This is a genomic window from Acidovorax sp. 210-6, from assembly GCF_010020825.1.
Taxonomy (GTDB): domain Bacteria; phylum Pseudomonadota; class Gammaproteobacteria; order Burkholderiales; family Burkholderiaceae_C; genus Simplicispira; species Simplicispira sedimenti.
The window spans coordinates 1,871,525-1,896,796 of sequence record NZ_JAACJE010000001.1 but is presented as its reverse complement, the minus strand read 5'-3'; the positions used below and the strand labels follow the sequence as shown (position 1 = coordinate 1,896,796).

The 25,272-nt window shown below is 66.7% G+C and carries 24 protein-coding genes; 8 read left to right on the top strand and 16 right to left on the bottom strand.

Features of this window, described 5'->3' with window-relative positions:
• Nucleotides 1–25 precede the first annotated feature (25 nt).
• From GWK50_RS08740 to GWK50_RS08730, 3 genes are read right to left on the bottom strand one after another with little or no spacing between them, the layout of a single operon-like run.
• Nucleotides 26–1,189, bottom strand: a complete 1,164-nt coding sequence (locus GWK50_RS08740; protein WP_162016142.1) for a patatin-like phospholipase family protein — start codon at nt 1,187–1,189, stop codon at nt 26–28.
• 21 nt (nt 1,190–1,210) lie between these two features.
• Entirely contained in the window at nt 1,211–2,059 is an 849-nt protein-coding gene (locus tag GWK50_RS08735) for an HDOD domain-containing protein (protein ID WP_162016141.1), read from the bottom strand.
• 31 nt (nt 2,060–2,090) lie between these two features.
• Nucleotides 2,091–4,478, bottom strand: a complete 2,388-nt coding sequence (locus tag GWK50_RS08730) for a Tex family protein (protein WP_162016140.1) — start codon at nt 4,476–4,478, stop codon at nt 2,091–2,093.
• Between GWK50_RS08730 and GWK50_RS08725 the strand changes: the two genes are divergently transcribed.
• Both GWK50_RS08725 and GWK50_RS08720 read left to right on the top strand, forming a co-directional pair.
• Nucleotides 4,477–5,190, top strand: a complete 714-nt coding sequence (locus GWK50_RS08725) for a DUF1566 domain-containing protein (RefSeq protein WP_162016139.1) — start codon at nt 4,477–4,479, stop codon at nt 5,188–5,190. The genes GWK50_RS08730 and GWK50_RS08725 overlap by 2 nt on opposite strands.
• Nucleotides 5,187–5,684: a hypothetical protein gene (locus tag GWK50_RS08720; RefSeq protein WP_162016138.1), complete on the top strand. Its 498-nt coding sequence runs from the start codon at nt 5,187–5,189 to the stop codon at nt 5,682–5,684. The genes GWK50_RS08725 and GWK50_RS08720 overlap by 4 nt, the downstream gene beginning before the upstream one ends.
• Before the next feature lie 26 nt (nt 5,685–5,710).
• Here GWK50_RS08720 and GWK50_RS08715 read toward each other — a convergent pair whose 3' ends face one another.
• From GWK50_RS08715 to GWK50_RS08690, 6 genes are all read right to left on the bottom strand, one after another.
• Complete coding sequence (locus GWK50_RS08715; protein ID WP_162016137.1) at nt 5,711–6,616, bottom strand: SDR family oxidoreductase; 906 nt, start codon at nt 6,614–6,616, stop codon at nt 5,711–5,713.
• Nucleotides 6,613–7,548 carry a glutathione S-transferase family protein gene (locus tag GWK50_RS08710; protein WP_162016136.1) on the bottom strand — a complete coding sequence of 312 codons (936 nt, stop codon included), beginning with the start codon at nt 7,546–7,548 and terminating at the stop codon, nt 6,613–6,615. The genes GWK50_RS08715 and GWK50_RS08710 overlap by 4 nt, the downstream gene beginning before the upstream one ends.
• A gap of 29 nt (nt 7,549–7,577) precedes the next feature.
• Nucleotides 7,578–8,597 (bottom strand): NADP-dependent oxidoreductase, encoded by a 1,020-nt coding sequence (locus GWK50_RS08705; protein ID WP_162016135.1) that lies wholly within the window; start codon nt 8,595–8,597, stop codon nt 7,578–7,580.
• Nucleotides 8,598–8,679: 82 nt separating this feature from the next.
• Entirely contained in the window at nt 8,680–9,120 is a 441-nt protein-coding gene (locus tag GWK50_RS08700; protein ID WP_162016134.1) for a PaaI family thioesterase, read from the bottom strand.
• A gap of 174 nt (nt 9,121–9,294) precedes the next feature.
• A complete protein-coding gene (locus GWK50_RS08695) occupies nt 9,295–10,086 on the bottom strand; it encodes an SDR family oxidoreductase (RefSeq protein ID WP_162016133.1) in 792 nt (263 codons plus the stop codon).
• 180 nt (nt 10,087–10,266) lie between these two features.
• Complete coding sequence (locus GWK50_RS08690; RefSeq protein ID WP_162016132.1) at nt 10,267–12,132, bottom strand: acyl-CoA dehydrogenase; 1,866 nt, start codon at nt 12,130–12,132, stop codon at nt 10,267–10,269.
• A 92-nt stretch (nt 12,133–12,224) separates the two neighbouring features.
• Between GWK50_RS08690 and GWK50_RS08685 the strand changes: the two genes are divergently transcribed.
• The 3 genes from GWK50_RS08685 to GWK50_RS08675 all read left to right on the top strand — a co-directional run bounded on the left by GWK50_RS08685 (nt 12,225) and on the right by GWK50_RS08675 (nt 16,590).
• Nucleotides 12,225–14,633: a kelch repeat-containing protein gene (locus GWK50_RS08685; protein WP_162016131.1), complete on the top strand. Its 2,409-nt coding sequence runs from the start codon at nt 12,225–12,227 to the stop codon at nt 14,631–14,633.
• Complete coding sequence (locus GWK50_RS08680; protein WP_162016130.1) at nt 14,633–15,415, top strand: hypothetical protein; 783 nt, start codon at nt 14,633–14,635, stop codon at nt 15,413–15,415. Before GWK50_RS08685 ends, GWK50_RS08680 begins: the two co-directional genes overlap by 1 nt.
• Before the next feature lie 131 nt (nt 15,416–15,546).
• Complete coding sequence (locus tag GWK50_RS08675; RefSeq protein ID WP_162016129.1) at nt 15,547–16,590, top strand: hypothetical protein; 1,044 nt, start codon at nt 15,547–15,549, stop codon at nt 16,588–16,590.
• 31 nt (nt 16,591–16,621) lie between these two features.
• Here GWK50_RS08675 and GWK50_RS08670 read toward each other — a convergent pair whose 3' ends face one another.
• The 4 genes from GWK50_RS08670 to GWK50_RS08655 form a co-directional block, all read right to left on the bottom strand.
• Nucleotides 16,622–17,530 carry a pseudouridine synthase gene (locus GWK50_RS08670; protein ID WP_162016128.1) on the bottom strand — a complete coding sequence of 303 codons (909 nt, stop codon included), beginning with the start codon at nt 17,528–17,530 and terminating at the stop codon, nt 16,622–16,624.
• Nucleotides 17,531–17,572: 42 nt separating this feature from the next.
• The gene (locus tag GWK50_RS08665; protein WP_242455333.1) at nt 17,573–18,892 is read right to left on the bottom strand and encodes an HD domain-containing phosphohydrolase; all 1,320 of its coding nucleotides are present in this window, start codon (nt 18,890–18,892) and stop codon (nt 17,573–17,575) included.
• 110 nt (nt 18,893–19,002) lie between these two features.
• Nucleotides 19,003–19,644 carry a 3-oxoacid CoA-transferase subunit B gene (locus tag GWK50_RS08660; protein WP_162016127.1) on the bottom strand — a complete coding sequence of 214 codons (642 nt, stop codon included), beginning with the start codon at nt 19,642–19,644 and terminating at the stop codon, nt 19,003–19,005.
• 10 nt (nt 19,645–19,654) lie between these two features.
• The gene (locus GWK50_RS08655) at nt 19,655–20,359 is read right to left on the bottom strand and encodes a CoA transferase subunit A (protein WP_162016126.1); all 705 of its coding nucleotides are present in this window, start codon (nt 20,357–20,359) and stop codon (nt 19,655–19,657) included.
• 76 nt (nt 20,360–20,435) lie between these two features.
• Between GWK50_RS08655 and GWK50_RS08650 the strand changes: the two genes are divergently transcribed.
• Nucleotides 20,436–20,981: a PAS and helix-turn-helix domain-containing protein gene (locus tag GWK50_RS08650; protein WP_162016125.1), complete on the top strand. Its 546-nt coding sequence runs from the start codon at nt 20,436–20,438 to the stop codon at nt 20,979–20,981.
• A gap of 38 nt (nt 20,982–21,019) precedes the next feature.
• Here the strand turns inward: GWK50_RS08650 and pcaC are convergent, their stop codons facing one another.
• Entirely contained in the window at nt 21,020–21,409 is a 390-nt protein-coding gene (pcaC, locus tag GWK50_RS08645) for a 4-carboxymuconolactone decarboxylase (protein WP_162016124.1), read from the bottom strand.
• A gap of 91 nt (nt 21,410–21,500) precedes the next feature.
• Here pcaC and GWK50_RS08640 point away from each other — a divergent pair, with 91 nt between their 5' ends.
• A complete protein-coding gene (locus tag GWK50_RS08640) occupies nt 21,501–22,076 on the top strand; it encodes a peroxidase-related enzyme (protein ID WP_162018061.1) in 576 nt (191 codons plus the stop codon).
• Between the two features lie 64 nt (nt 22,077–22,140).
• Here GWK50_RS08640 and GWK50_RS08635 read toward each other — a convergent pair whose 3' ends face one another.
• Both GWK50_RS08635 and GWK50_RS08630 read right to left on the bottom strand, forming a co-directional pair.
• The gene (locus GWK50_RS08635; RefSeq protein WP_162016123.1) at nt 22,141–22,563 is read right to left on the bottom strand and encodes an acyl-CoA thioesterase; all 423 of its coding nucleotides are present in this window, start codon (nt 22,561–22,563) and stop codon (nt 22,141–22,143) included.
• On the bottom strand, nt 22,560–23,342 hold the full coding sequence (locus GWK50_RS08630; RefSeq protein ID WP_162016122.1) for an SDR family oxidoreductase: 783 nt from the start codon (nt 23,340–23,342) through the stop codon (nt 22,560–22,562). Before GWK50_RS08630 ends, GWK50_RS08635 begins: the two co-directional genes overlap by 4 nt.
• A 142-nt stretch (nt 23,343–23,484) precedes the next feature.
• Between GWK50_RS08630 and GWK50_RS08625 the strand changes: the two genes are divergently transcribed.
• A complete protein-coding gene (locus tag GWK50_RS08625) occupies nt 23,485–25,173 on the top strand; it encodes an electron transfer flavoprotein-ubiquinone oxidoreductase (protein ID WP_162016121.1) in 1,689 nt (562 codons plus the stop codon).
• Nucleotides 25,174–25,272 lie beyond the last annotated feature (99 nt).

Genomic DNA, 25,272 nt, shown 5'->3' with positions numbered 1-25,272 from the left:
GTTGTCGCCGCAGTTGACCCAGAACCTACAGCGCCCCCACCTCCCCCACATCCGGCCGCTCCACCCACGCACTGAACTCCTGGGCCAGTTGCTCGCTGGCCGATACGGCGGTGCGCCACAGGCGCATGCGTTGGGCGGGGTCGTGGGCGTAGTGGATGAAGTCGTTGCGGTCGGGCAGCTTGGCGTGGGGCAGGCTGCGCACCCAGTCGGGGTGGGGGCTCAGCAGCACCATGTGGTCCAGCGCGGGGGTGGCATGGTGGCGCCAGCGCAGGTGTTTGTCCAGCCAGCCGGGCACCACGGTCTGCTGGAAGTGGGGGTACAGCACGAGCCCGGCAGGGTTTGAATCTTTTTGGCCTTCAGCGCCCGTATCCATTGCGCTTGCAGCTATTGTTTTAATAGCATTTTGTGGGCAACGGTAGTGCAGGTGCATGTGGTAGTCGGTGATGCCGCCGTCCCAGTAGGCGCCGCTGGGGGCGCCTGCAATGCGCGGCACGGCCTGCAGCACGAAGGGGATGGAGCAACTGGCCTGCATGGCGGCCAGGAAGTTGGCTTCGGTCAGCGGCAGTTGGCGCGTGCGCAGGTCGTGCGTGGCAAAGGGCAGCGGTGCGCAGGCGGCGCCCGGTGCGCCATCGGGCGCGGAGAACACCACGCGTTCCAGCCAGGCGCCCAGGGCCTTGCGCTGCGCCATATTGGACACAAAGGCGCCCAGGTAGCCCAGCGGCGTGGCCCAGCGGTGCTCACGCGCCAGCAGGTGGCGGCCACGGGCCGCCACGATGTGCAGGCGGTAGCGGGGGTGTTGCAGCACGGAATCGATCTGCCCGCCGTAAAACGCCTGCAGCGTTTGGCCGAAACGGGCGCTGACCTGCTGCGGCGTAGGGCGGCGGGCGCCGGGTTCGGGGTCGTACTGCTGGGCGATGTAGTCGTGCTCCAGCCGCTGCAGGGCAGCCACGGGGTCGGGCAGGCAGGCGGTGGCCATGCGCCAGGCGCCGATGGAGGCGCCCACCAGGTGCACGGGCTGGGTGGAGCGCGGCAGCCAGGTGCCGAACAGAAAGCGGTCCAGCGGGCCCAGCACCAGGCCCTTGGGGCCGCCAGCGGCGGCGGGGATGGTGCATACGTCCTGCGGATGCAGGCCGTGGCGGCGCAGGTGGGCCAGCGCCTTTGCGCCTGCGTGGATGCGCAGTGCCTTCATGCCGATGGGTCGCAGATCAGGTCAGACCAGGTACAGGTCGGGGTCTGCGGCATCGGCGGATTCTTCGGGTTTGGGGTTCCAGTCGATGGGGTCCTGGCGCAGCACCATGTCGATGTCCAGCCCCAGGGGCAGGCCCACCTGGTCGGGGAAGGTGACGACCATTTCCTTTTCGTCCATGCCCGCCTCGTGGGCGCGCACGCGCCACACGGCCAGGTGCACCACACCGGCCAGTGGCTCGTAGGTGCGGTTTTCGAACGGGGCGTGCTGGTATTTGAGGGCATCGACCACGGCCTCGGGCAGCTGCCAGCGCTCCGCCAGGCCGGCGCTGACCTGGTTGTAGCAGTAGCCAAAGATGCGCCCTTCCAGCTTGGCCCGGCGCAGGTCCAGCGGCGCGACCAGGGTGTTGAGCGACTGCACGCGCTCGGGGTCGGCCTGGTGGATGAGCAATTCGCCAATGCCGTGCAGCAAGCCTGCGGTGTAGGCCGCCGCCTGGCTGTGGTGCACGCTGCCCGCCAGCGAGCGGGCGAACTTGGCTGCGGCCAGGCTATAGCGCCAGAACTGTTGCAGGTTCAGGCCCGGCACCGAGCGCGATGCCGTGCCCAGCGGCGCGGTGCTGACCAGTTCACGCAGGTCTGCCGTGCCCAGCAGGGCCAGCGCTTCGGAGATGCCCGCCACCGTGCGCGGGCCGGCGAAGGCGTCGGAATTGGCTTTTTCGAGCAGGCGGGCGGCCAGGGCCGGGTCGGTGCCGAACAACTGGTTCACGCGCCGCAGGTTGGGTTCCTCGTGCGCCAGCTCGCTCATGAGCAAGGCCACCGCCCTGGGCAGGCTGGGCAGGATGGCGGGCGTGGCCAGCAGGGCGTTCAGTTCCATGGGGGCACGGCGGTGGGATCGGTTCGCCTGATTATGTACCTGCCCTGCCCTTTCCTTGCTGCAGCTTGGCAAACGCCGAGGCCATGGCGCTCTGGGGCGCGGGTTCGTTGCTTCGGCGCGACTGTGCCTGGCCCCGGCCTGCGCTTTCAAAGCGGTTGTCGCGCGGCCCGTCGCGGCGCGCGGGGGCGGCGTCCAGCTTCATGCTCAGGCTGATGCGCTTGCGTGCAACATCCACCTCCAGCACCTTGACCTTGACGATGTCGCCGGTCTTGACCACCTCGCGCGCGTCCTGCACAAACTTGTGTGCCAACTGGCTGACGTGCACCAGCCCGTCCTGGTGCACGCCCAGGTCCACAAAGGCGCCGAACTGGGCCACGTTGCTCACCGTGCCCTCCAGCACCATGCCTTCCTTGAGGTCGGCAATGTCTTCCACGCCTTCGTTGAAGCGCGCCACCTTGAAGTCGGGGCGCGGGTCGCGGCCGGGCTTTTCCAGCTCGCCCAGGATGTCCTTGACCGTGATGACGCCGAACTTCTCGTTGGCAAACAGCTCGGGCTTGAGCGTCTTGAGCATGTCGGCGCGGCCCATCAGCTCGGCCACGGGCTTGCCGGTCTGGGCAATGATCTGCTCTACCACCGGGTAGGTCTCGGGGTGCACGCCGGTCATGTCCAGCGGGTTGTCGCCACCGCGGATGCGCAGAAAGCCCGCGGCCTGCTCGAAGGTCTTGGCGCCCAGGCCCGACACGTCCATGAGCTGCTTGCGGTTTTTGAACGCGCCGTTCTGCTCGCGCCAGCGCACCACGGCCTTGGCCACGCTGGGCGACAGGCCCGACACGCGCGAGAGCAGCGGCGCACTGGCGGTGTTCAGGTCCACGCCCACGGAGTTGACGCAGTCTTCGACCACCGCATCCAGCGTGCGCGCCAGCTCGCTCTGGTTCACGTCGTGCTGGTACTGGCCTACGCCAATGCTCTTGGGGTCGATCTTGACCAGCTCGGCCAGCGGGTCCTGCAGGCGCCGCGCAATGCTGGCGGCGCCGCGCAGGCTCACGTCCACGTCGGGCATTTCCTGGCTGGCGTATTCGCTGGCCGAATAGACCGAGGCGCCGGCTTCGCTGACCACTATCTTTTCGATAGCTGCCTGCGCTTGTCCCGCTTGCCCTTGGGCCGCTTTTTGCCATAACTTGATGAGCTCGGCGGCGAGCTTGTCGGTCTCGCGGCTGGCGGTGCCGTTGCCGATGGCGATGAGCTGCACGCCGTGCTTTTCGACCAGGCGTGCCAGCGTGTGCAGGCTGCCGTCCCAGTCGCGACGCGGCTCGTGGGGGTAGATGGTGGCGGTTTCGACGAGCTTGCCGGTGGCGTCCACCACGGCCACCTTCACGCCGGTGCGGATGCCGGGGTCCAGCCCCATCACCGCCTTGGTGCCCGCCGGGGCGGCCAGCAGCAGGTCGCGCAGGTTGTCGGCAAACACCTTGATGGCGACCTTCTCGGCCTCTTCGCGCAGGCGCGAGAACAGGTCGCGCTCGGTCGAGAGGCTGAGCTTGACGCGCCAGGTCCAGGCCACGCATTTGCGGATCAGGTCGTCGGCCTTGCGACCTGCGTGGCTCCAGCCCAGGTGCAGGGCAATCTTGCCTTCGGCCAGGCTGGGTTTGCCAGGCTCAGGTTCGACGGGCAGCACCAGCTTGGCTTCCAGAATCTCCAGCGCCCGGCCCCGGAACACCGCCAGCGCCCGGTGCGAGGGCACGCGGCCAATGGGCTCGTCGTAGTCGAAGTAATCACGGAACTTGGCCACCTCGGGGTCGGCCTCGTTCTTGGATTCCACCTTCTTGCTGCGCAGCAGGCCCTCGGCCCACAGCCATTCGCGCAGTGCCTGCACGAGCTGCGGGTCTTCGGCCCAGCGTTCGGAGAGGATGTCGCGCACCCCGTCCAGCACCGCCAGGGGGGTGGAGAAGTCCGGCCCCGGCTTGCCGTCGTCCAGCAGCGTGGCGGGCTTGCAATAGGCCTGCGCCTCGGCCACCGGGTCCAGCGTGGGGTCGGCAAACAGCTTGTCGGCCAGCGGCTCGATGCCAAATTCGCGTGCAATCTGGCCCTTGGTGCGGCGTTTTTGCTTGAAGGGCAGGTACAGGTCTTCCAGTTCCTGCTTGGTGGGCGCGGCGGCAATGGCAGCGCGCAAGGCGTCGGTGAGCTTGCCCTGCTCGTCAATCGCCTTGAGCACGGCGGCGCGGCGCTCGTCCAGCTCGCGCAGGTAGGACAGGCGCGCTTCGAGCTCGCGCAGCTGGATGTCGTCCAGCCCGCCGGTCGCCTCCTTGCGGTAGCGCGCGATGAAGGGCACGGTGGCCCCGCCGTCCAGCAAATCCACCGCAGCGCGGACCTGCGATTCCCCAATTTTGATTTCTGCGGCCAATTGCCGGATGATGCTCTGCATGAACCAAGGTCTGAAACACGAAGCGCGCGAGTTTGCCACAGCCGGGCCGACACCATCCGTCACCTGCGCGCCCTGCCCTGCCGCCCCCATCGGGCGCACATGGCGCTGGGCCCAGGCGTGCGTGCTGGCACTGGCCGCCCTGGCCAGCGGCGCCGCCCAAGCACAACAAGACGAGGACGAGGACGGCGGAGCCCAACCCCCCGCCTCCGCCCCTGCGGCCGCCCCGGTGCGCATGGAGGTGTCGCAGGACGGCACCCTGGTGATCGATGCGCGCTCCAAGGTCGCCTGGTCGCGCTGCCTGGAAGGCACGCGCTGGAACGGCAAGACCTGTGCCGGTCTGCCACGCCTGTTCACCCGCAGCGAAGCCCAGGCCGTGGCGCGCGAGCGCAGCCAGGCCGAGGGCGTGCCCTGGCGCCTGCCGCGCGCCACCGAGCTGCGCCACCTGGTGCAGCGCCGCGCCGTGCCGCCAGGGGTGGATTCGGTGCTGTTCCCGTCCTCGCCCGGCACCTGGCATTGGTCCAGCACCTCGCGCATCCACACCGGCAGCGTCAACATGTACAACTATGGCAATGCCATGCAGGGCAGCACCGGCGGCGTGGCCAACCGCATGGGCACGCGCCAGGGCTGGGCGGTGGACATGGGCAGCGGCGACTCTGCCCCGGTGCACAAGGACAGCGCACTGCCCGTGCGGCTGGTGCGCCCCTACCCGTGAACGGCGCCACAACCCGCGCCGCCTTGTATGGCAGCGCCCTGCTGGTGGTTGTGCTGCTGGCGGGTCTGCTGTGGTACCTGGCGCCGCTGCGCCCCAGCGCCCTGAGCCTGCAATTTGCCGCCACGCCGCAGGCGTTTGGCGCCATCGTGCACACCTGGCCGCCCGAGCACCTGGAACGCTACCGCCTGCACCTGCTCATCGACGGTGCGCTGCTGCTGGCCTACGGCGTATTTGGCTACCTGTTTGCCATGCGGCAGGGGCTGCTGGCGCATTGGCGCCCATGGCTGCGCACCGCCGTGGCTTGGTTGCTGCCACTGGCCGCCGCCAGCGACGCCACCGAAAACGCGCTGCACTGGTGGCTGACCGAGGTGCCGCGCTTTGGCGTGCCGCAGGTGTACAGCGCCGCCTTCGCGGCCGTGGCCCTGAAATGGGCCCTGTGCATGGCCTTTGTGCTGGCGGTGGTGGCGGCTGCGGCCACCCAGCCAGACGAATGAAGTCCGCAGCCGCTGCGTGAAGGGCCTTACCCGGCGCGCAACTGCGCGCGCAGTTGTACGCCCAGCTCGGGCTTGTCGGCAAAGGGGTCGGTGGGGTTACGCACCTGCACGATGTCTTCCATGCGCGTGCGCACCGCGCCCAGGGCCTGGGGGTGGCTGAAGATGTAGAACTGCCCGGCGGCCACGGCGTCGAAGACCTTTTGCGCCACTTCGGCGGCGGTCACCTTGCCGCTGCTGACCGCCTTGGAGATCATGGCCTGGCCGATGAGCTGGCTGCGCGTGGGCTTGTCGGCCGCCAGGGCGCCGGGGCGGTTGCGGTGGCTGTCGTTGATGCCGGTGGACACAAAGTACGGGCACAGCACGCTGGCGCCGACCTGGTCGCTCACGAGGGAAAGGTCCTGGTACAGCGTCTCGCTCAGGCTCACCACGGCGTGCTTGCTGACGTTGTACACGCCCATGTTGGGCGGCGTGAGCAGGCCGGCCATGCTGGCGGTGTTGACGATGTGGCCGCGCCAGGCGGGGTCGTTGCGGGCGGCGTCGAGCATCATGGGGGTGAACACGCGCACGCCGTGCACCACGCCCATGAGGTTGACGCCCAGCACCCATTCCCAGTCCTGCACCGAGTTTTCCCAGATCAGGCCGCCCGAGCCCACGCCCGCGTTGTTGAACACCAGGTGCGGCGCCCCGAAGCGCGCCAGCACGTCGGCGCCGAGTTGCTCCATTTGCGCGGCGTTGGACACGTCCACGCGGCAGGCCAGCACCTGGCTGCCCGCAGCGCGCATTTCTGCGGCGGCGGCGTCCAGCGCGTCCTGCTGCACATCGACCAGCACCAGGTTCATGCCCAGGCGTGCGCCGATGCGCGCGCATTCCAGCCCAAAACCCGAGCCCGCGCCGGTGAGGACGGCGGTCTTGCCTGCAAAGTTGTCGATCATTGCTCTGCCTTTCTGAGTACGTATCCGATGCGTGGGAAATGAACGTGCACCTCGCCCGCACGGGGGTCTTCGCGGCGCAGCGTGTAACGGGTGCGGGTGGCGGCCAGCAGCGTGCCTTGCGTGGGCTCCTGGCCGAAGCTCTCTGCCGCCACGGTGACCTGGCTGCCCAGCGGGATGCCGTGCTCGTCCTGGAACACGTCATCCAGCAGCGGCGCGGGCTCGGCGTTGGCGGCCACGGTGATGGCGTCTTCGGCCTTGAACTTCTCCATGCGCGCCGGGCCCAGGGCGGCGATGCGGTCCATCCACTCCAGCACGGCGGGCACGGGCTCGAAGATGTCGGCCATGGTGGGCACACACACGCGGGTGAACCACAGCGGGTGGTAGGCGGCAAAGTCGGCCACGCAGGGCTGGTCGCCAAAGAGGAAGTCATGCTCCTCCACCATATGGGCAATGCGCCGCAGGTAGGAGCGGTAGGCGGCGGTGGCGTCCTGCGGGCGCAGGCGCTGCATGCCAGCGCTCATGGCGCCCCGGTCGGCGGCAAAGGCCTTGGCGGCCTCCGGCGGCTGCTGCGCAAACAGGGCGGCAGCGCCACGCGGCTGCAGGTTGTAGGCCATGGCGGCCCAGAACAAGGTGCTGTCGGCCCACTGCGCGACGATGCGCGAGACCCCCAGCAGGTGCGGCGGGTACAGCGCGGGCTCGGCGCTGCGCTGCTCCAGCACCTGGCAGATGAGCGCGGTGTCGCAATAGATGTCGGCGCCGATCTGCAGGATGGGCGTGCGCCGGTAGCCGCCGGTCAGGGCCAGCACATCGGGCTTGGGCATCACGTCGGGGATGATGACCGAGCGGTAGGCCAGTTGCTTGAAGGCCAGCACGCGGCGGATCTTTTCGGCAAAGGGCGACGCGGGGTAGTGGTGCAGGATCAGGGTGTCCATGGGGCCTCCGGCGGTGGTGGTCAATGGGTTCAGACCAGCTTGACGAGCTGCTTGCCGAAGTTCTTGCCCTTGAGCATGCCCAGGAAGGCCTCGGGCGCAGCCGCCAGGCCCTGGGCCACGCTCTCGCGCGGGCGCAGCGTGCCGCTGCCCACGAGCTGACCCAGTTCCTTGAGCGCCTCGGGCCAGACCTCCATGTGCTCACCCACGATGAAGCCTTCGACCTTCATGCGGTTGATGAGGATGAGCGCCGGGTTGGCCATGGCCAGGGGCGCGCCGTCGTAGCCCGCGATCATTCCGCACACGGCAATGCGGCCAAACGCATTCATGCGCAGCATCACGGCGTCCATGATCCAGCCGCCGACGTTTTCAAAGTAGCCGTCGATGCCGTCGGGGCAGGCGTCCTTGAGCGCCTTGGCCAGCGAGCGCGTGTCGCCGTTGTGCGCCTTGTAATCGATGCAGGCGTCAAAGCCCAGCTCCTCGGTGGCGTAGCGGCATTTGTCGGCGCCGCCCGCAATGCCCACCGCACGGCAGCCCCGGGCCTTGGCCAGCGCGGCAAAGGCGCTGCCCACTGCGCCGGTGGCGGCGCTCACCACCACGGTGTCGCCCGCCTTGGGCGCAATGATCTTGACCAGCCCGTACCAGGCCGTGACGCCGGGCATGCCCACTGCGCCCAGGTAGTGCGACAGGGGCACATGGGTGGTGTCCACCTTGCGCAGGGTGCCGGGGGTGTTGGCATCGACCACGCTGTACTCCTGCCAGCCACCCATGCCCACCACCTTGTCGCCCGCGGCGTACTTGGGGTGGCGGCTCTCGACCACCTCGCCCACCGTGCCGCCGATCATCACGCTGTCCAGCGGCTGGGCGGCGGCGTAGCTCTTGCTCTCGTTCATGCGGCCGCGCATGTAGGGGTCCAGGCTGAGGTAGTGGTGGCGCACCAGCACCTGGCCGTCCTGCAGCGCAGGCGTGTCGGTGGCGACGAGGCGGAAGTTCTCCACCGTGGCTTCGCCCTGGGGGCGGCTGGCAAGCAGGATTTGCTGGTTGCGGGGCATGGTTTGGCTCCTTTTGCTACTATTTTGATAGCTGCTTGCGTTTTATCCATAAGCGCTACAGCCAGATTTGTCTATGAACCCATCAATCGGTGGGCACGGCCTTGAGTGCATGCACCTGGCGCCCATCCACCGGCAGGCGGCGCACCACCTTGAAGGTGCCCGTGGCCTGGCAGCACAGGCGGCCCTGTGCGTCATGCACCGTGGCCTCGGTAAAGGCCAGCGTGGCCGTGCGGTGCAGCAGGCGCCCACGCGCCACCAGCGGCCCCTGGGCGGGCTGCATGAAGCTGGTCTTCATCTCGACGGTGACCACACCCATCTCCGGCGCATGGCTGCGCGCCGCGGTGGCCATGGCCACGTCCAGCAGCGTCATCAGCGCACCGCCGTGGGTCACGTCAAACGAGTTGTGGTGCTCCGGCCGCGCCGCGTAGCGCAGCTCGGACTCCCCCGCCTCCATGCGGTGCAGGGTGAAGCCCAGGTGCTCCACAAACGGAATGTGCACGCCAAAGCTCAGTGCGTCTGTCATCTCAACATCTCCGCGACATGTCGCACCACCCCTGCCGCAGGACATGGGCGCGCCCCAGACCAGGGCCGCCGTGCAAGGGCCGCCCCGCCGCACTGGCGGCGTCCCCCTGCCCGCCTCGCAACGCGAGGCGAGAGCGGGGGGAAGGCGCGCAGCGCCACAGGGGGGTGCACCCCATCACCCCCCCACCAGCGCGCTCACGCCGCCATCCACGGCCACATATTGGCCGGTGATGTGCTTGCCCGCGTCCGACGCCAGCAGCACGCTCAGGCCCTTGAGGTCTTCGTCGTCGCCCAGGCGGTTGAGCGGTGCATGGGCGCGCAGCTTGTCTTCGCCCAGCGCCTGCAGCAGGCCCTTGGTCATCTTGCTGGGGAAAAAGCCCGGGCAGATGGCGTTGACGCGGATGCCGTAGCGCCCCCACTCGCCCGCCAGCGCGCGCGTGAAGTTGATGACCGCGCCCTTGGAGGTGTTGTACGCAATGGTCTGCATGCCCACCGGGTTGCCCCCCAGGCCGGCGATGGAGGCCACGTTCAGGATGCTGCCGCGCTTGCGCGCAATCATGCTGTGCTTGGCCACGTACTGGCTGAGCAGGAAGTAGCCGCGCACGTTGAGGTTCATGACCTTGTCCCAGGCGTCGAGCGGGTGGTCTTCGGCCGGTGCGCCCCAGGTGGCACCCGCGTTGTTGACCAGGATGTCGATGTCGCCCATGCGCTCCAGCGTCTCGCGCCCCAGGCGCTCGATGTCGGCCTCCTTGGCGCAGTCGGCAGCGATCCAGCGGGCATCAATGCCAGCGGCCTGCAGCTCGGCGGTGGCCTCTTCCAGGTCGGCGGCCTTGCGCGAGCTGAGCATGATGCGCGCGCCCGCCTCGCCCAGCGCGTGGGCCATCTGCAGGCCCAGGCCGCGCGAGCCGCCGGTGACCAGCGCAGTCTTGCCCTGGAGGTCGAACAGTTGTTGGATGGTACGGGTCATGGTGGTGTGGTCTCCTTGGGTATTGCATTGGCCCTGACCGCCCAGCAGCGCTGCCAGGGCCGGTTGGTCGAATGATTGTGCGCGTCCGCCCTGGCGGCGCCTGTCTCCTGAGCGATTGGTCGGGGCAAAACGCCAGGGCGCGGGCACGGGGCCGGGGCACGTGGTAATGGCGGGCGTTGTTCAGAACGCCTCTTCTGCCATTGCCATGCAGGTAGCGTCACGCGTGCCCACCACACGCAGCCAGGCACCGATCTTGGGCAGTTCGTAATGGTAAAAATACCTTGCAGCGCCCATTCTTCCTGCGTTAGCAGCTATCGAAAGCGTAGCATCCTGCGCCAGCACCTTGCACGCCACGTCCAGCCACATCCAGGCCAGCACCATGTGGCCAAAGGCCTGCATGTAAGGCACGGCATTGGCCAACGCCTCGTTGGGGTTGCCGGTGGACCAGGCGGCCTGGGTGGCGGCGCTCACGTCCTGCAGGGCCTGGGCGAGCTGGTCGGCATAGGGCGCCAGTTCGGGCCTTTGGCGGGCCTGGGCAATGGTGGCTTCGATGGTGCGCGCCAACAGCTGCAGCCCTGCCCCGCCCTGCATGATGACCTTGCGGCCCAGCAGGTCGGCGGCCTGGATGCCGTGCGTGCCCTCGTGGATCATGTTCAGGCGGTTGTCGCGCCAGTACTGCTCCACCGGGAAGTCGCGCGTGTAGCCGTAGCCGCCGTGGATCTGGATGGCCAGCGAATTGGCCTCCAGGCAGAACTCGCTGGGCCAGCTCTTGGCGATGGGCGTGAGCACCTCCAGCAGCAGCTTGGCCTGGGCGGCGGCCTCGGGGCTGCCCGTGCGGCCCTCATCCACCAGCTTGGCGCAGTACAGGTTGAGCGCCAGCGCGCCCTCGCTGTAGCTCTTTTGCGCCAGCAGCATGCGCTTGACGTCGGCGTGCTCGATCAGGCGCACCTGGGGGCTGCTGGCGTCCTTGCCGCCCTCGCCAACAGGGCGGCCCTGCAGGCGCGTCTTGGCGTAGTCCAGGCTGGCGTAGTAGCCCGCCAGGCCCAGCATGGTGGCGGCCATGCCGATGGCGATGCGCGCCTCGTTCATCATGTGGAACATGCACTTGAGGCCCTCGCCCGGCTTGCCCACCAGGTAGCCGATGGCGCCAGCCCCCCGGCCGTCCAGGCCGCCGCCCTGCTCTGCGCGCACCGGGTACTTGCCCTCGCCAAAGTTCAGCAGCGTGTTGGTGGTGCCGCGCCAGCCCAGCTTGTGGTTCAGGCCAGCCAGGGCCACATCGTTGCGCTCGCCGGTGAGCTTGCCTTCGGTGTCCACCAGCTTCTTGGGCACGATGAACAGCGAGATGCCCTTCACGCCCGGCACCAGCTTGCCGTCGGGCCCCGGAATCTTGGCCAGCACCAGGTGCACGATGTTCTCGGTCAGCTCGTGGTCGCCCGAGCTGATCCACATCTTGTTGCCGCGCAGGCGGTAGCGCGGGCCCAGCGGGTCGGCCTCGAAGCCTTCGCCGTCGGCCTCGGCGCGGGTGGTGATGTCGCTCAAGGACGAGCCGGCCTGCGGCTCGCTCAGGCACATGGTGCCCGCCCAGCGGCCGTTGAATTCGTTGGCGGCAAACACCTGCTGCTGCATGGGTGTGCCATGCACCAGGATGGCATTGGCGTTGCCCGTGGTCAGCAGGTTGGAGCCAATGCTGATGGACGCGCAGCCAAAGAAGCTGCCCGCCGCCGACTCCACCACATAGGGCAGTTGCATGCCGCCCAGCTCGTAGTCCTGCGCGGCGCTCAGCATGCCGCTGTCGGCATAGGCCTGGCGGGCGTCGTAGGTGCACTGCGGCAGGATGACCTTCTCGCCATCGAAATGCGGCTCCTGCACGTCCACCGTGCGGTTGAAGGGTGCGTACTTCTCGCGCGCGATGCGCTCGCAGGTGTCCATCACGGCATCGAAGGTCTCGCGCGAATGGTCGGCAAAGCGCTCGCGCGCGGTGAGCGACTCGGCCTGGAGCCAGTCGTACAACAGAAAGTCGAGGGTGGAGCGGAGGGAGGTGGTCATGCGCCAAATGATAGAAGCCGCAGCCCGGAAATCCGTGTCCGGTGGGTGACGCATACAGCCCCTATCATGGGGCCCCAAACCGGCCCTGTCCCATGCCCCACCCTTCCATCTTCCAAAGACTCCGCCACGCTGGCACGGCCCTGGGCACCCTGGCAGGGCTGGCGATTTCTTGCCTGGCACCCGTGCCAGGGACCGCCGCAACGGCGATCGCGCCGGTTCCGGCCTATGCAGAACTGCCCCTGCCAGACAACCAGTCCATCACCACCCTGCCCACCGGTGAGCTGGGCTGGCTGGGGCAGCGGCCCATAGAGCCTGCCCCCAAGGGCCTGCCCACGGGCTGCTGGGCCTGGGAGCTGGTGATGGCACGCTGGCACCCGGCCAGCGGCCGCACGGCACAGGTGCCGCTCAAGCCCGGCATCGGCGGATTTGTTTACAGCCAACTGGTGCTGCCCACCGGGCTGCTGGCCCTGACGCAAACCGGTTGCCAGGACGGCAAGGAGCGCTGGCGCTTTGTGTTCCTGCCCCACGGTGGCGGCCCGGTGCTGCAGGCGGACACCAGCGAAGCCATCGACGTTTTTCAGACCGGGCTGCTGGCGCTGGGGGACGAGCGGGCCGCACTGGTCACGCGCGAAAAGGACACGCGCCACATCAAGGTGCTGACCGTGCAGCGCAGCAAGGGGCGGCTGGAGATCGCGGCCATGCCGGTTCTGCCGGTCGCGTACAACCGCGACTTTGCCAGCGCGGTGGCCGGGCAGGACCAGGTGATGATTCTGGGTGGCTCCAACGGCAACTACCGCGGTTGCTCACCCTGCCGCGCCGAGACCCATGTGCTCGACCTGAAGACCAAGGCCTGGCGCAATGGCCCACCCATGCTGGAGGCCCGATCGGAGCTGGCGGCCAGCAGCCTGCCCGATGGCAGCGTCCTGGTCACCGGCGGCTGGACCCAGGCGGCTGAATGGGGCAGCGGCGCCTCGCGCACGGCAGAACGGTGGAACCCGGCCACCAACCGCTTTGAGGCGCTGCCGCCCATGCCCAACGGCACAGCCCGGCACAGGCATCTGTGGTGGGACGCCCCCTGGGGCCGCAGCTTGTTGGTGGTGCCAGGGCTTGCGGGCGCGGTGCAATCGCTGGACACCCGCCACTGGAGCTGGCGCACCGTAGGCGAATGGGCCAGTGGCAGCGAAGAAGGCGGATGCGGCTTCTACCCCTTTGTCGTCGATGGCAATGCCTATGCCTGGCTGGTCAACCGCAGCGAGGGGCATTACTCGAGCAAGTCCTGCGGCGAACAGAAATATGCGGATCTGAGCCTGCTGCGGCCGCCCAGCGGCGCGGCCCCCTCTGCCCTGGCGCCACCCGAAAGCACCCTGGTCACCTACCGGCATGGCGCGGCCTTTCTGCCTGCGGCGGGCAAGGCCCCGGCGCTGGTGATCGGCGGATCGCGCCATGCGGGGATGAACGCTTTCGTCATCAGCAGCGCCGTGGAAGCCATCGACCGCGAGGGGCGCGTGAGCACGCTCCCATCCTTGCTGACAGCGCGCCAGGATGCCAAGGCCTTCCGGGCCGCAAACGGCATCCTGGTGGTGGGCGGCAACGGGCCCGACAGCCCTTATGGCGGCGTGCGCGATCCCAAACCGCTCAAGGCCGAATGGCTGGCGCCTGGCGGCGGCACCGGCTGGCAGGAGGTGGACGGCAAAGGCCCCTCACCGTCTGCCGCCGTGGCGCAGTTGCGCGACGGCAGCCTGCTGGTGATTGAGCCCAGCGGCGAACTGCAACAGCTCACACTCACCCTGCGGGGCACCCAGCCGGTCTTCGAGCGCCGTGCCTGGCCCGCGCTGACCCGCGAACGGCGCAACGGCGAAGGGGACGGTGCAACCAACGCCATGGTTATCCAGGAACTCGACGATGGCCACATCGTCGTGGCAGGCGGGTCGGTACGTTCCGAACGCATCGCCCGGTATTCGGCCCAGGTGCTGGAGCCTGGGCAGCCGGACGAGTACATGGGCATCGGTGACTTCCTGCCCTGGCGCCGCTACGAGATGTTTGACCCCACCACACGGCGCTGGGCCCGCTCGGCACCCGCCAAGGCTGCTGGTGGACGCGCCATCGTGATGCGCAGCGGGCGGGTCATCAAGGCTGCACCAGCCCCGCAGCCAGCGCAGGACTCGGGGCCGCAACGCTTTGTGCTCGAAGCTTCCGACCCCACCGGAGCAGCCTGGGCGCCGCTGGCCCACAAAGGTTCGCGCCTGCAGATCAACGACCGGTACATCCTTTTCACCATCGAGGACGAACTGTTTGCCAGCGGTGAGATCGCGGGCCTGAGCACCGGCGGCGGGCCCAGCGGGCTGGAATGGCTCAACCCCGCCACAGGCGCCTGGGACCTGCTGTGGCAGGCAGGGCCGGGCGAGAACTGGCGAGCGCACCAGGGGCGCATCGTGCGCCGCACCGTCGTGGGTGCCAACGGACAGCCCAAAGCACTCTTGATCCCGGTAGGAGGACTGTGATGCGGTTATTTTCGGTCGTACTCTACGGCTCCATGGGTCTGCTGATGGGCGCATCGGCCATGGCAGGCGAACAGGGTGACGCAACCACGCCGCTGGGCAGCAAGCTCGTCGAGTTCCTGCTTGGCGCCGACCAGTGGCAGCCCGGCGACCGCTACCGCAGCGGCAGCCAATGGCTGGCGCTGGTGTGCAGCAAAACGGACTGCCAGTTGGAGCCCGCCAAGCTCACGGTGCGCCGCGAGAAGTGGCAGGGCCACTACGACGACCAGCCCACCCAGGGCCAGCGGCTGGTGTTCCGCCGCCAGACGGCCGGCCCCGGCACGGTGCTGGCCTGGTTCAAACAAGACCCCGCTGCGCCCTGGCTGCAGGCCGGGCCGGTGCCCACCTACGGGGCCGCCACATTCCGAAAAAAGCGCCCCGCCAGCGAAGGCACGCTGGAGCTGGCGGTGGATTTGCCCCACGGAGGGCAGGCCACGCTGGTGCCGCTGTTCGATGCCGAAGGCGGCCGATTCCTGCTGCAACTGCGCGCCCAGGGCAAGCGCCAGTTGCTCGACGAACTGGGGCTGTGTTCGCACACCGTATCGACCAACTACCTGGTCTGGGCGGGCGACCTCGACCGCGATGGCCAGCCCGACTACCTGATCGACTTTGCCGACGAAGTCGGCGAAGCCAAGCTCTACCTGGCCCGCGCCGCTGCGGCCAAAGAACTTGCGGGGGTTGCGGGGGTCTATGTCCCTTCCCCCTTTGGCGGCGAGTGCGACGGGGAAGGCTGGGTGTCGCGATGATCCAATGCCTTCTATCTCAACGTATCGCAGCGCTGGCTTGGGTCCTTGGCGCGGCTTGGCTGGCTGTCGCCGCACATGCCCAGGATAAGCCCACAGGCGCCTGGAAAGGAACCATCGGCCAGGCCCCGGTGATGGTTTGTTTGACTGACGACAGCCAGGCGCAGTACTACTACCTGCGCCACCGCCGGAACATCGCACTGATGCCGCCCCAGGGCGCTGTCGATCCCAGAGACAACCCCCAGGCCATTGCCCAAGCATGGAAAACGGGCGATTTCAGGCTGGATGAAACCGTGCCCGGCCCCAATGGAGAAAGTCGTATCAGCGGCCGCTGGATGCTGCAGGCCACCTCGCCCACACAGATCACCGGCACCTGGACGGCACAGGACAAGGGCAAGGCCCAGCCCATCTCCCTGCGCAAGGCGATACCCACGCCTGCCACAGAATCGGCCCCGTTGGGTGGGGACTGCGAGCCCGCCTTTTACGAACCGCTCCTCGCAGCGATGCGCCTGAAGCGCGAACCTGCCGACATCGGCGGTCGCCCCTACCAGACCGTGTCCAGCGAGGAAGCCACCACGCTCCAGGTGCCGGCCGAACTGCCCCATGCCAAGGCGCTGAATCACATGGCGATGCAATGGCTTCGTCGCCAGTCGGTGCTGTCCTACGACTGCAGCGCCGCGCGCGGCTCGCGGGGATTCATGGGTTCGGACGAGCCCATCGGCAGCACCCTCACGCCAGTGCTGTGGACGGATGCCTACCTCGTGCTGCAAGACAGCATGCCCGAGATCTTCTGCGGCGGCGCCCATGGCTCCTCGTCCTTGTCCACCATCACCTGGTCGTGGCACAAGGGACGTGCGGTGGACACCTGGGCCTGGCTGCAAGGCGGGGAAAAGTCCCTCATTGCCCACGCAAGCAAGTCAGGCCAGCCCATTGCGTCGGGCCTGAAGCGCCTGATCACCCGACTGCACCCACGCAACGCCGAAGGCGACGATTGCCGCGAAGTGCTCGACCTGATGAGCGTGCAGGCGCCCTACCCTTCGGCAAAGGGCCTGGTGTTCAACACCGACTTCTTCCACGCCATGCGTGCCTGCAATGACGAAGTGCCCCTGAGCTGGAAGCAGCTGTGGCCCTACCTGTCGACCGAGGGTCGCGCCGCTGCGCAGCAATTCCAGCCCTAGCCTCCCTTGACGTGGGCATGCCTGCTGCGGGTCACAAGGGTTCCAACTGCCGCTGACTCAGGAAGCGCCGGGGTTCGCCCGTCAGGGGATCCGAGAATTCCAGCCACCGGGCCAGCAGTTGCAAGGGGCGGGAGTAGTCGCCCTCTGGCGGGTCGTTCACCTCGGGGTAGAAGGCATCATTGCGCAGGGGCAGGCCCAGCGCGGCCATGTGCACGCGCAACTGGTGGCGCTTGCCGGTGACGGGCTCCAGGCGGTAGCGTGCCCAGCCCTGCCCCACCTCCAGCACCTGGATGCGGGTGTGGCTGTTGGGTTCGCCAGGCACTTCGTGCATACGGAAGAACTGCGGGCTTTCCTCCAGTCGGCTGCGGTATTCGGGCGGCAACGCCAGACCTTCACGCCAGGGCGCCACCGCCTCGTAGTGCTTGGTGATGGCGCGATCGCGGAACAGGCCCTGGTACAGCCCCCGTGTGGCCCGTTGCACCGAAAAAAGCACCAACCCCGCGGTGTCGCGGTCGATGCGGTGCAGCGGCGAGAGTTCAGGCAACTGCAGCCGGTGCTTCAGGCGCACCAGCAGGCTGTGGTGCAGATAGCGGCCCGTGGGAGTGACGGGCATGAAATGCGGCTTGTCGGCCACCAGCAAGTGGGCGTCCTGGTAGAGCACCGTTTCTTCGAAGGGGATGCAAGGCTCCTGGTCGAGCCAGCGGTAGTAGTACAGGCGGATACCCCGCTCGAAGGCCCGCGTGGGGGTGACGTGGGTGCCACGCTCATCGACAACATCGCCCTGCTCCATGCGCTGCGCCCACTCCTCGCGCGTGACTGCCGGTATGCGCTGCGCCAGATAGTCCAGCATGGTGCCGCTGCCGCGGGAGGGCAGCACCACGCAGCTGGGGCTGACGCCTGCCCGCATGGGCAGCACATCAGGGCGGCGGGGGTTGTGCACGGCGGCAATGGGGGGGGGGATGCGCGCGCGAACCGGCACGCATCACTCGCCCTGCAAGGAACGGACCCATTCACACCACTGCGCCGCCGCCAGCGCCGCGGGGCTGGATCGTTCCTCCAAATCGGCATGCCAGCGGCGCTGGCAGCCATAGACAATGTGCTCCAGCTGCCACATGGCCTCTCGCACCACATAGGCCAGTTCAGACAAGCCTTGCTCGTCGCCCTGCAACTGCTCCAGCAGCGCGCCATGGTGGTCGGGGTGTGCTCCCGCTTCAGTGAGGGCCCGCTTGAGCATCAGCAGGCTGTTCTCCACATAGCCCACAGGCCCGCCACCGGGACTATGCGCCAATTCCTGCGGGAGCGACTTCTTGAGCTGCTCCCACTGGGCAAACGCCTTGGCCAACTGGCTGGCCAAGGCACCGATCTGATTCCCTTGGGGCAAGGCGGACTGGACTTGTCCGTCGTTTTCATCATCCCCCAGAGCCAGGACATGGGCCACGAGCCCTCCCGGAAACTTGCGATGATTGAGCCTCAGCACCAGCGAGAGCTGCTGTGCAGGGCTGTCGAGGTATTTTTCATAGAAGGCGGTGACCACTTCCGCGAGCAGAAGAATCTGCCCCATGACGGAAATGTCCTTGCCGGCCAGACCACGGGGATAGCCAGAGCCATCCATGCGTTCGTGGTGTTCCAGCACTGCCACCTCCACGGCGCGGCTGTACACCTTGGCATCACGCACCATCAGCATGGCCGTGATCGGATGGGCAATCAGGTGTTTGCGCGACGGACCGGTCACCTTGTGGCGCGGATCACGCCAGGAAGGATCCATGTGCAGTGCACCTAGATCATGCAAGAGCGCGGCGGCCGCCAGAGACGTCAGCTGGTGCGACTCAAGACCGCTGCGCACCCCCAGATACAGCGACACCAGTGCCATCTGCAGGCTGTGCAGAAAAAGATTCGGCATCTGCTCGCGCATCACCGTCAGCTTGAAGGCGACGGGTTGGGTCAGCGGCAGGTGGCGCAGCGGCTCCGTCAACTTGCGCCCATCACCCAGCGCCTGACGAAGCAGCATCGGCAGGGGATCCGACTCCAGCATCTGCACCGCAGTTTGATGAAGATACTCCACACCCACCGCGTTCTCCACCGAAAGGTGGGCGTCCAGCGGTTCGCGCAGCTTGTGTTGCACCAGTCGGTCGTAGAGCCGACTGTCGATTCGCGCTCCCTTGTCGACGAGTTTGATGCCGCTTTCGCTGTAGATGGCATCCTGGGTGACCACAGGACAACGCTCGGCCATGTCCGTCACGATGCGCAGGTAGTGGGGGCTGTTGTGCGCGCTGTCGCCGATATCAAGCAAAGTGTCTGTCATGGATGTGCGCCGGGTGCATTCGTTGGAATATAGCCTCAGGCCTTGCCGGGTGCTGACACAAAAATGCCCGCGTCAGCGGGCCATTTTTGATGCACCTCAAGAAGTCGCGCTCATTGCACCAGAGGCACGCCCGTCTTGGACTGCAGGAACTCCAGGCTCACTTCCGGTGCCAGCTCCACCACCTTGAGGCCTTGCGGGGTCACGTCCATAACCGCCAGGTCGGTGATGATGCGGTCCACCACGCCCTGACCCGTGAGGGGCAGCGTGCATTTCGGAAGGATCTTGAGGTCTTCGGTGCCGTCCTTCTTCTTGGCCACATGCTCCATGAGCACGATCACGCGCTTGACGCCGGCCACCAGATCCATGGCACCGCCCATGCCCTTGACCATCTTGCCGGGAATCATCCAGTTGGCCAGGTCGCCCTTGTCGGTGACCTGCATGGCGCCCAGGATGGACAGGTTGATCTTGCCTCCACGGATCATGGCGAAGCTCTCGTGGCTGCCGAAGATCGACGAGCCCTTGATGGTGGTCACCGTCTGCTTGCCGGCATTGATCAGGTCGGCGTCCACCTCGTCCTCGTAGGGGAAGGGGCCGATACCCAGCATGCCGTTCTCGCTCTGCAGCCACACCTCGATGTGGTCAGGCACATGGTTGGCCACCAGCGTGGGGATGCCGATCCCCAGGTTCACGTAGAAGCCGTCCTGCAGTTCCTGTGCGGCACGCGCCGCCATTTGGTCTTGGGTCCAGGGCATGGTGTTCTCCTCACACTTTGCGGTCGCGGGTGGTGCGCTTTTCGATGCGCTTTTCGGGCGTGGGGTTGTGCACGATGCGGTGCACGTAGATGCCGGGCAGGTGCACGTCGTCGGGTGCAATGTCGCCCGTGGCAACGACGCGTTCCACCTCGACGATGCAGATCTTGCCGGCCATGGCCGCAGCAGGGTTGAAGTTGCGCGCCGTCAGGTGAAAGCGCAGGTTGCCCGACATGTCGGCCACGTCGGCCTTGATGAGCGCCACCTCGGGCACCAGGGCGCGCTCCATCACATAGGTTTCGCCGTCGAATTCGCGCAGTTCCTTGCCGTCGGCCACCAGGGTGCCCACGCCGGTCTTGGTGAAGAAGGCCGGGATGCCCGCGCCACCCGCACGCAGCTTTTCTGCCAGCGTGCCCTGGGGGGTGAATTCCAGCTCCAACTCGCCCGCCAGGTATTGGCGCTCGAACTCCTTGTTCTCGCCCACGTAGCTGGAGATCATCTTCTTGATCTGGCGCGTCTCCAGCAGTTTGCCCAGGCCGAAACCATCGACACCGGCGTTGTTGGAGATGACGGTGAGGTTCTTCACCCCCGAATCGCGCAGCGCATCGATCAGTGCCTCGGGAATGCCGCACAGCCCGAAACCACCCACGGCCAGCAACTGGCCGTCTGCCACCACGCCCTCAAGGGCCGCGGCCGCCGAAGGAAATACCTTGTTCACGAGAGTCTCCTCATCAGTAGGGATGCGCTACGATACTACTTATTTGATTAAGTAGTTTTCCGTAAAGATTTGCACTATGGATGTGGATTACCGCCTTGCCTTCGAACTGGCTCCTGTGGGGCTGATCCTGTCGCGCAACCGCACCATGGTGGACTGCAACGCCCATGTGTGCGAGATGTTCGGCTGCTCGCGCGAGCTGCTGCTGGGCCAGTCGTTCCAGATGCTCTACCCCAGCGCCGAGGAGTACGAGCGCCTGGGTGCACGCATGGCACCCATCCTCAACGCCAAGGGCTGGTATGCGGACAACCGCATCATGAAACGCGCGAGCGGCGAGCTGTTCTGGTGCCATGTGTCGGGCCGCGCCCTCAACCGTGAAGCGCCGCACGCCTCGGGCATCTGGAGCTTCGAGGATTTGAGCTCGCAGCGCCCCGTCAAGGCAGAGCTGACGGGGCGCGAGCGCGAAGTGGCGGCGCGCGTGCTCGAAGGGCTTACGTCCAAGGAGATCGGCAAGGCCCTGGGCATCAGCCACCGCACGGTGGAGATCTACCGCGCCCGGCTCATGCGCAAGTACGGCGCCTCCACCGCGGCCGACCTGGTGCACAAGCTGCTGGCGGGCGCGTAAACCGCGCCGCAGCGCCTGCGGCCCTGTGCTGTGGAACTTCAGCGCGGCGCAGCGGGCTCCACCACCTCGGCGGCGGCGCGGAACGCATCCACCGCAGACGGCACGCCGCAGTATATGGCCGCGTGCAGCAGCACTTCCTGGATTTCCTGCACCGAGGCGCCATTGTTCAGCGCACCGCGCACATGGCCCTTGAGCTCGTTCGGGCGCCCCAGGGCCGTGAGCATGGCCACAGTGACCAGGCTGCGCGTCTTGCGGTCCAGGCCGTCGCGCTGCCACACGTCGCCCCAAGCCGCGCGCGTGATGTGCTCCTGGATGGGTGCGGTGAACGGTGTGATCCCGGCCAGGGCGCGGGCCACAAAGTCCTCGCCCATGACCTGCTTGCGCGTGGTCAGGCCCTGGTCGTATTGCTGCTGCTGTGCTGCGTTCATGGTGCTGTGTTCCTATGGTTTTGGGGTGGGATGATTCGGCAGGAAACGTATCATGGTTTCTTTCCCCCTCACCTTGAAGCACACGACCACCATGAGCCCACGCTACCCCTTCCCCGCACTGGACGACCTGCCCGAAGACATCCGCACCCGCATCCTGGAGGTGCAGGAAAAGGCGGGTTTCATTCCCAACGTGTTTCTGGCATTTGCCCGCCGACCCGCGGAGTGGCGCGCCTTTTTTGCCTACCACGATGCCCTGATGCTCAAGGAGGAAGGCCACCTGACCAAGGGCGACCGCGAAATGATCGTGACCGCCACCAGCGCCGCCAACCAGTGCCTGTACTGCGTGGTGGCGCATGGCGCCATCCTGCGCATCTACGAGAAGAAGCCGATGGTGGCCGACCAGGTGGCCGTGAACCACCGCAAGGCCGACATCACGCCGCGCCAACGCGCCATGCTCGACTTCGCCATGAAGGTGTGCCTGCGCTCGCACGAAATCGAGGACGCCGACTTCAGCGCCCTGCACGCCCACGGCCTGGACGATGAGGACATCTGGGACATCGCCGCCATCACGGCTTTCTTTGGTCTGTCCAACCGCATGGCCAGTTTTGCAGGCATGCAGCCCAACCCCGAGTTCTACCTGATGGGCCGGGTGCCCAGGCAGAAGTGATGCTATTTATTTGATAGCTACTAGCGCCCTATTTCAGGGCGCTAGTAGCCAAAAATGCTTCAAATCACGGGGTCACCAGTGCCCGCATCCAGTCGGGCAGGGTCTCGGCTTTTTGCTGCGGAAAGTCCACCCAGATGGTGGTGGCCCCGCCTTCGGCGCAGACCACGCCGGGCTGATCGGTGCGCTCCATGGTGCACCAGGTCTCGAAGGTGGTGCGCCCAGGGTCGCTGACATACAGCTTGACCCGCACATCGCCCGGATACTCAAGTTGCCGGTAGAAGTTGCAGAAAGCGTTGACGATGACCGGCCCCTGTCCTTGCGGGTCGGGGTCGCATCCCACGGCACGCATCCACTCGATGCGCACCGTCTCCATGTAGCGGAAATACACCGTGTTGTTCACGTGCCCCATGGCGTCCATGTCGCCCCAGCGAATGGACAGCACCATGTCATGCACCAGCTTGCGCTGCTCGGGTAGCGCAATCTTCATACCGCGAATCCGTCGTCCGCCGCAATGATGGCGCCGTTGATGAAGTGGCTCTGGTCGCTGGCCAGCATGACGATGAGCGCATCCAGATCCTGCGGCTGGCCCACACGCTTGCGCGGCAGCATGGCCATGAGCTTCTTGCCCTGCTCGGTGTTCCAGTGGTGGTGGTTGATCTCGGTGTCGATGTAGCCGGGGCAGACGGCGTTGGTGTTGATGCCAAAGCGCCCCCACTCCATGGCCATGGCGCGCGTCATGTGCACCACGGCGGCCTTGCTCATGCAGTACACCCCAATCTGCGGCAGCACCTTGAGCCCCGCCATGGACGCCACGTTGATGATGCGCCCACCGGTAAAGCTGCCCGGCGCCGCGCCCTGCGAGCGCGCCAGCATGCGCTTGCCCACCTCTTGCGCGACGAAGAATGCGCCCTTGACGTTGGTGTCGAAGACGTAGTCGTAGTCCTCCGGCGCGACATCCTGCAGGCGCTGCGTGGTGCTCACGCCCGAGTTGTTGACCAGGATGTCGATCGAGCCCATTTCGGTCTCGGCGTGCGCCACGGCGGCCTTGATGGAGTCGTGATCGGTCACGTCCAGTTCGACCACATGGGCGTCGCCGCCCTCGCCTTCGATGCGTGCGCGCAGCTCCTTGAGTTTTTCGATACGGCGGCTCGCCAGCACCACCCCTGCGCCGGCACGCGCCAGGGTTCGGGCAAACTGCGCACCCAGGCCGCTGGACGCGCCGGTGACAAAGGCAATGCGACCGGACAGATCGATGTTGTAGGCCATTTAGAGTCCCTCCACTGAACAAAATAGAACGGTCGTTCGATTGTCTGTATTCCTTGCATACAATCAGTCACCCGCCGGACAGTGGCTGTGCCCCCTGTTTGCAGACAATCTGCCCCATTATCAAACGCCCGACGAGAAGCACATGACAAACGAAGAAATCCTCGCCCAGTTTGGCCCGCGCGAGGCCATGGAATACGACGTGGTGGTCGTTGGTGGGGGCCCAGGGGGCCTGTCCACAGCGATCCGCATCAAGCAACTGGCAGCAGAGCGCGGCCAGGACGTCTCGGTCGTGGTGCTGGAAAAAGGCTCGGAGCCCGGCGCGCACATTCTCTCGGGCGCCATCATGGACCCCAAGGCGCTGACCGAACTCATCCCCGACTGGAAAGAAAAGGGTGCCCCCCTGAACCAGCCCGTCACCGACGACGCCTACAGCTTTTTGAGCGAGCGCTCGGCCTTTCGCGTGCCCAACATGTTCCTGCCGCCGTTTGCGCACAACCACGGCAACTACATCGTCAGCCTGGGCGCGGTCACCAAGTGGCTGGGCGAACAGGCCGAGGCCCTCGGCGTGGAAATCTTCCCCGGCTTCACCGCCGCCGAAGTGCTCTACAACGATGACGGTTCCGTCAAGGGCGTGGCCACCGGCAATATGGGCATCGGCAAGGACGGCGAGCCCACCGACAACTTCCAGCTCGGCATGGAACTGCTGGGCAAATACACCATCTTTGCCGAAGGCGCACGCGGCCACCTGGGCAAACAAGTCATCGCCAAGTACCAGCTCGACGCAGGGCGCGACCCGCAGAGCTTTGGCATCGGCATCAAGGAACTGTGGGAAATCGACCCCAAGAAACACCAGCCCGGCTTTGTGATGCACACCGCCGGCTGGCCCATGGAGAACGACACCTACGGCGGCGCCTTCCTGTACCACCTGGAAGGCAACAAGGTGGCCGTGGGCTTCGTCACCGGCCTGGGCTACACCAACCCCTACCTGAGCCCGTTCGAGGAATTCCAGCGCTGGAAGACCCACCCCAACATCCGCTACTACTTCGAGAACGAGCAGGGCGAAGTCACGGCCAAGCGCCTGTCCTATGGCGCGCGCGCCATCAACGCCAGCGGCCTGAACTCCCTGCCCAAGACCGTGTTCCCCGGCGGCGCGCTCATCGGCTGCGACGCGGGCTACCTCAATGTCAGCCGCATCAAGGGCAGCCACGCTGCCATCAAGACCGGCATGCTCGCAGGCGAAGCCGCCTACGAGGCCGTGGCCGCAGGGCGCCAGCACGACGAACTCAGCGCCTACCCCAAGGCCTTCGAGGAAAGCTGGCTCTACACCGAGCTGAACAAGGACCGCAACTTCAAGAACTGGTTCAAGTACGGCCTGACCACCGCCACGCTGATGAACGGCTTCGAGCAGTTCGTGCTGCGCGGGCACATGCCCTGGACGCTGCACCGTGACAAGGCCGACCACCAGTACCTCAAGCCCGCCAGCGAGTGCAAGCCCATCGAGTACCCCAAGCCCGACGGCAAGCTGACCTTCGACCGCTTGAGCAGCGTGTTCATCAGCAACACCAACCACGAAGAGAACCAACCGGCGCACCTGACGCTCAAGGACGCCAGCGTGCCGGTGAAGATCAACCTGGCGAAGTACGCTGGCCCCGAGGCACGCTACTGCCCGGCCGGGGTGTACGAGTTTGTGGGCGACGGCAGCGACAAGCGGCTGCAGATCAACGCGCAGAACTGCGTGCACTGCAAGACCTGCGACATCAAGGACCCGACGCAGAACATCGTGTGGGTCACGCCCGAGGGGGGCGGCGGGCCCAACTATTCGGGCATGTAATCAAAAACCATAGCGCTTCGCGCTGAAGGGGCCTGCGTTGCAGGCCCTTTTCTTTTTTCATCTCGCAGCGCTGCACGGCCCCCATCAAAACCCGACCCC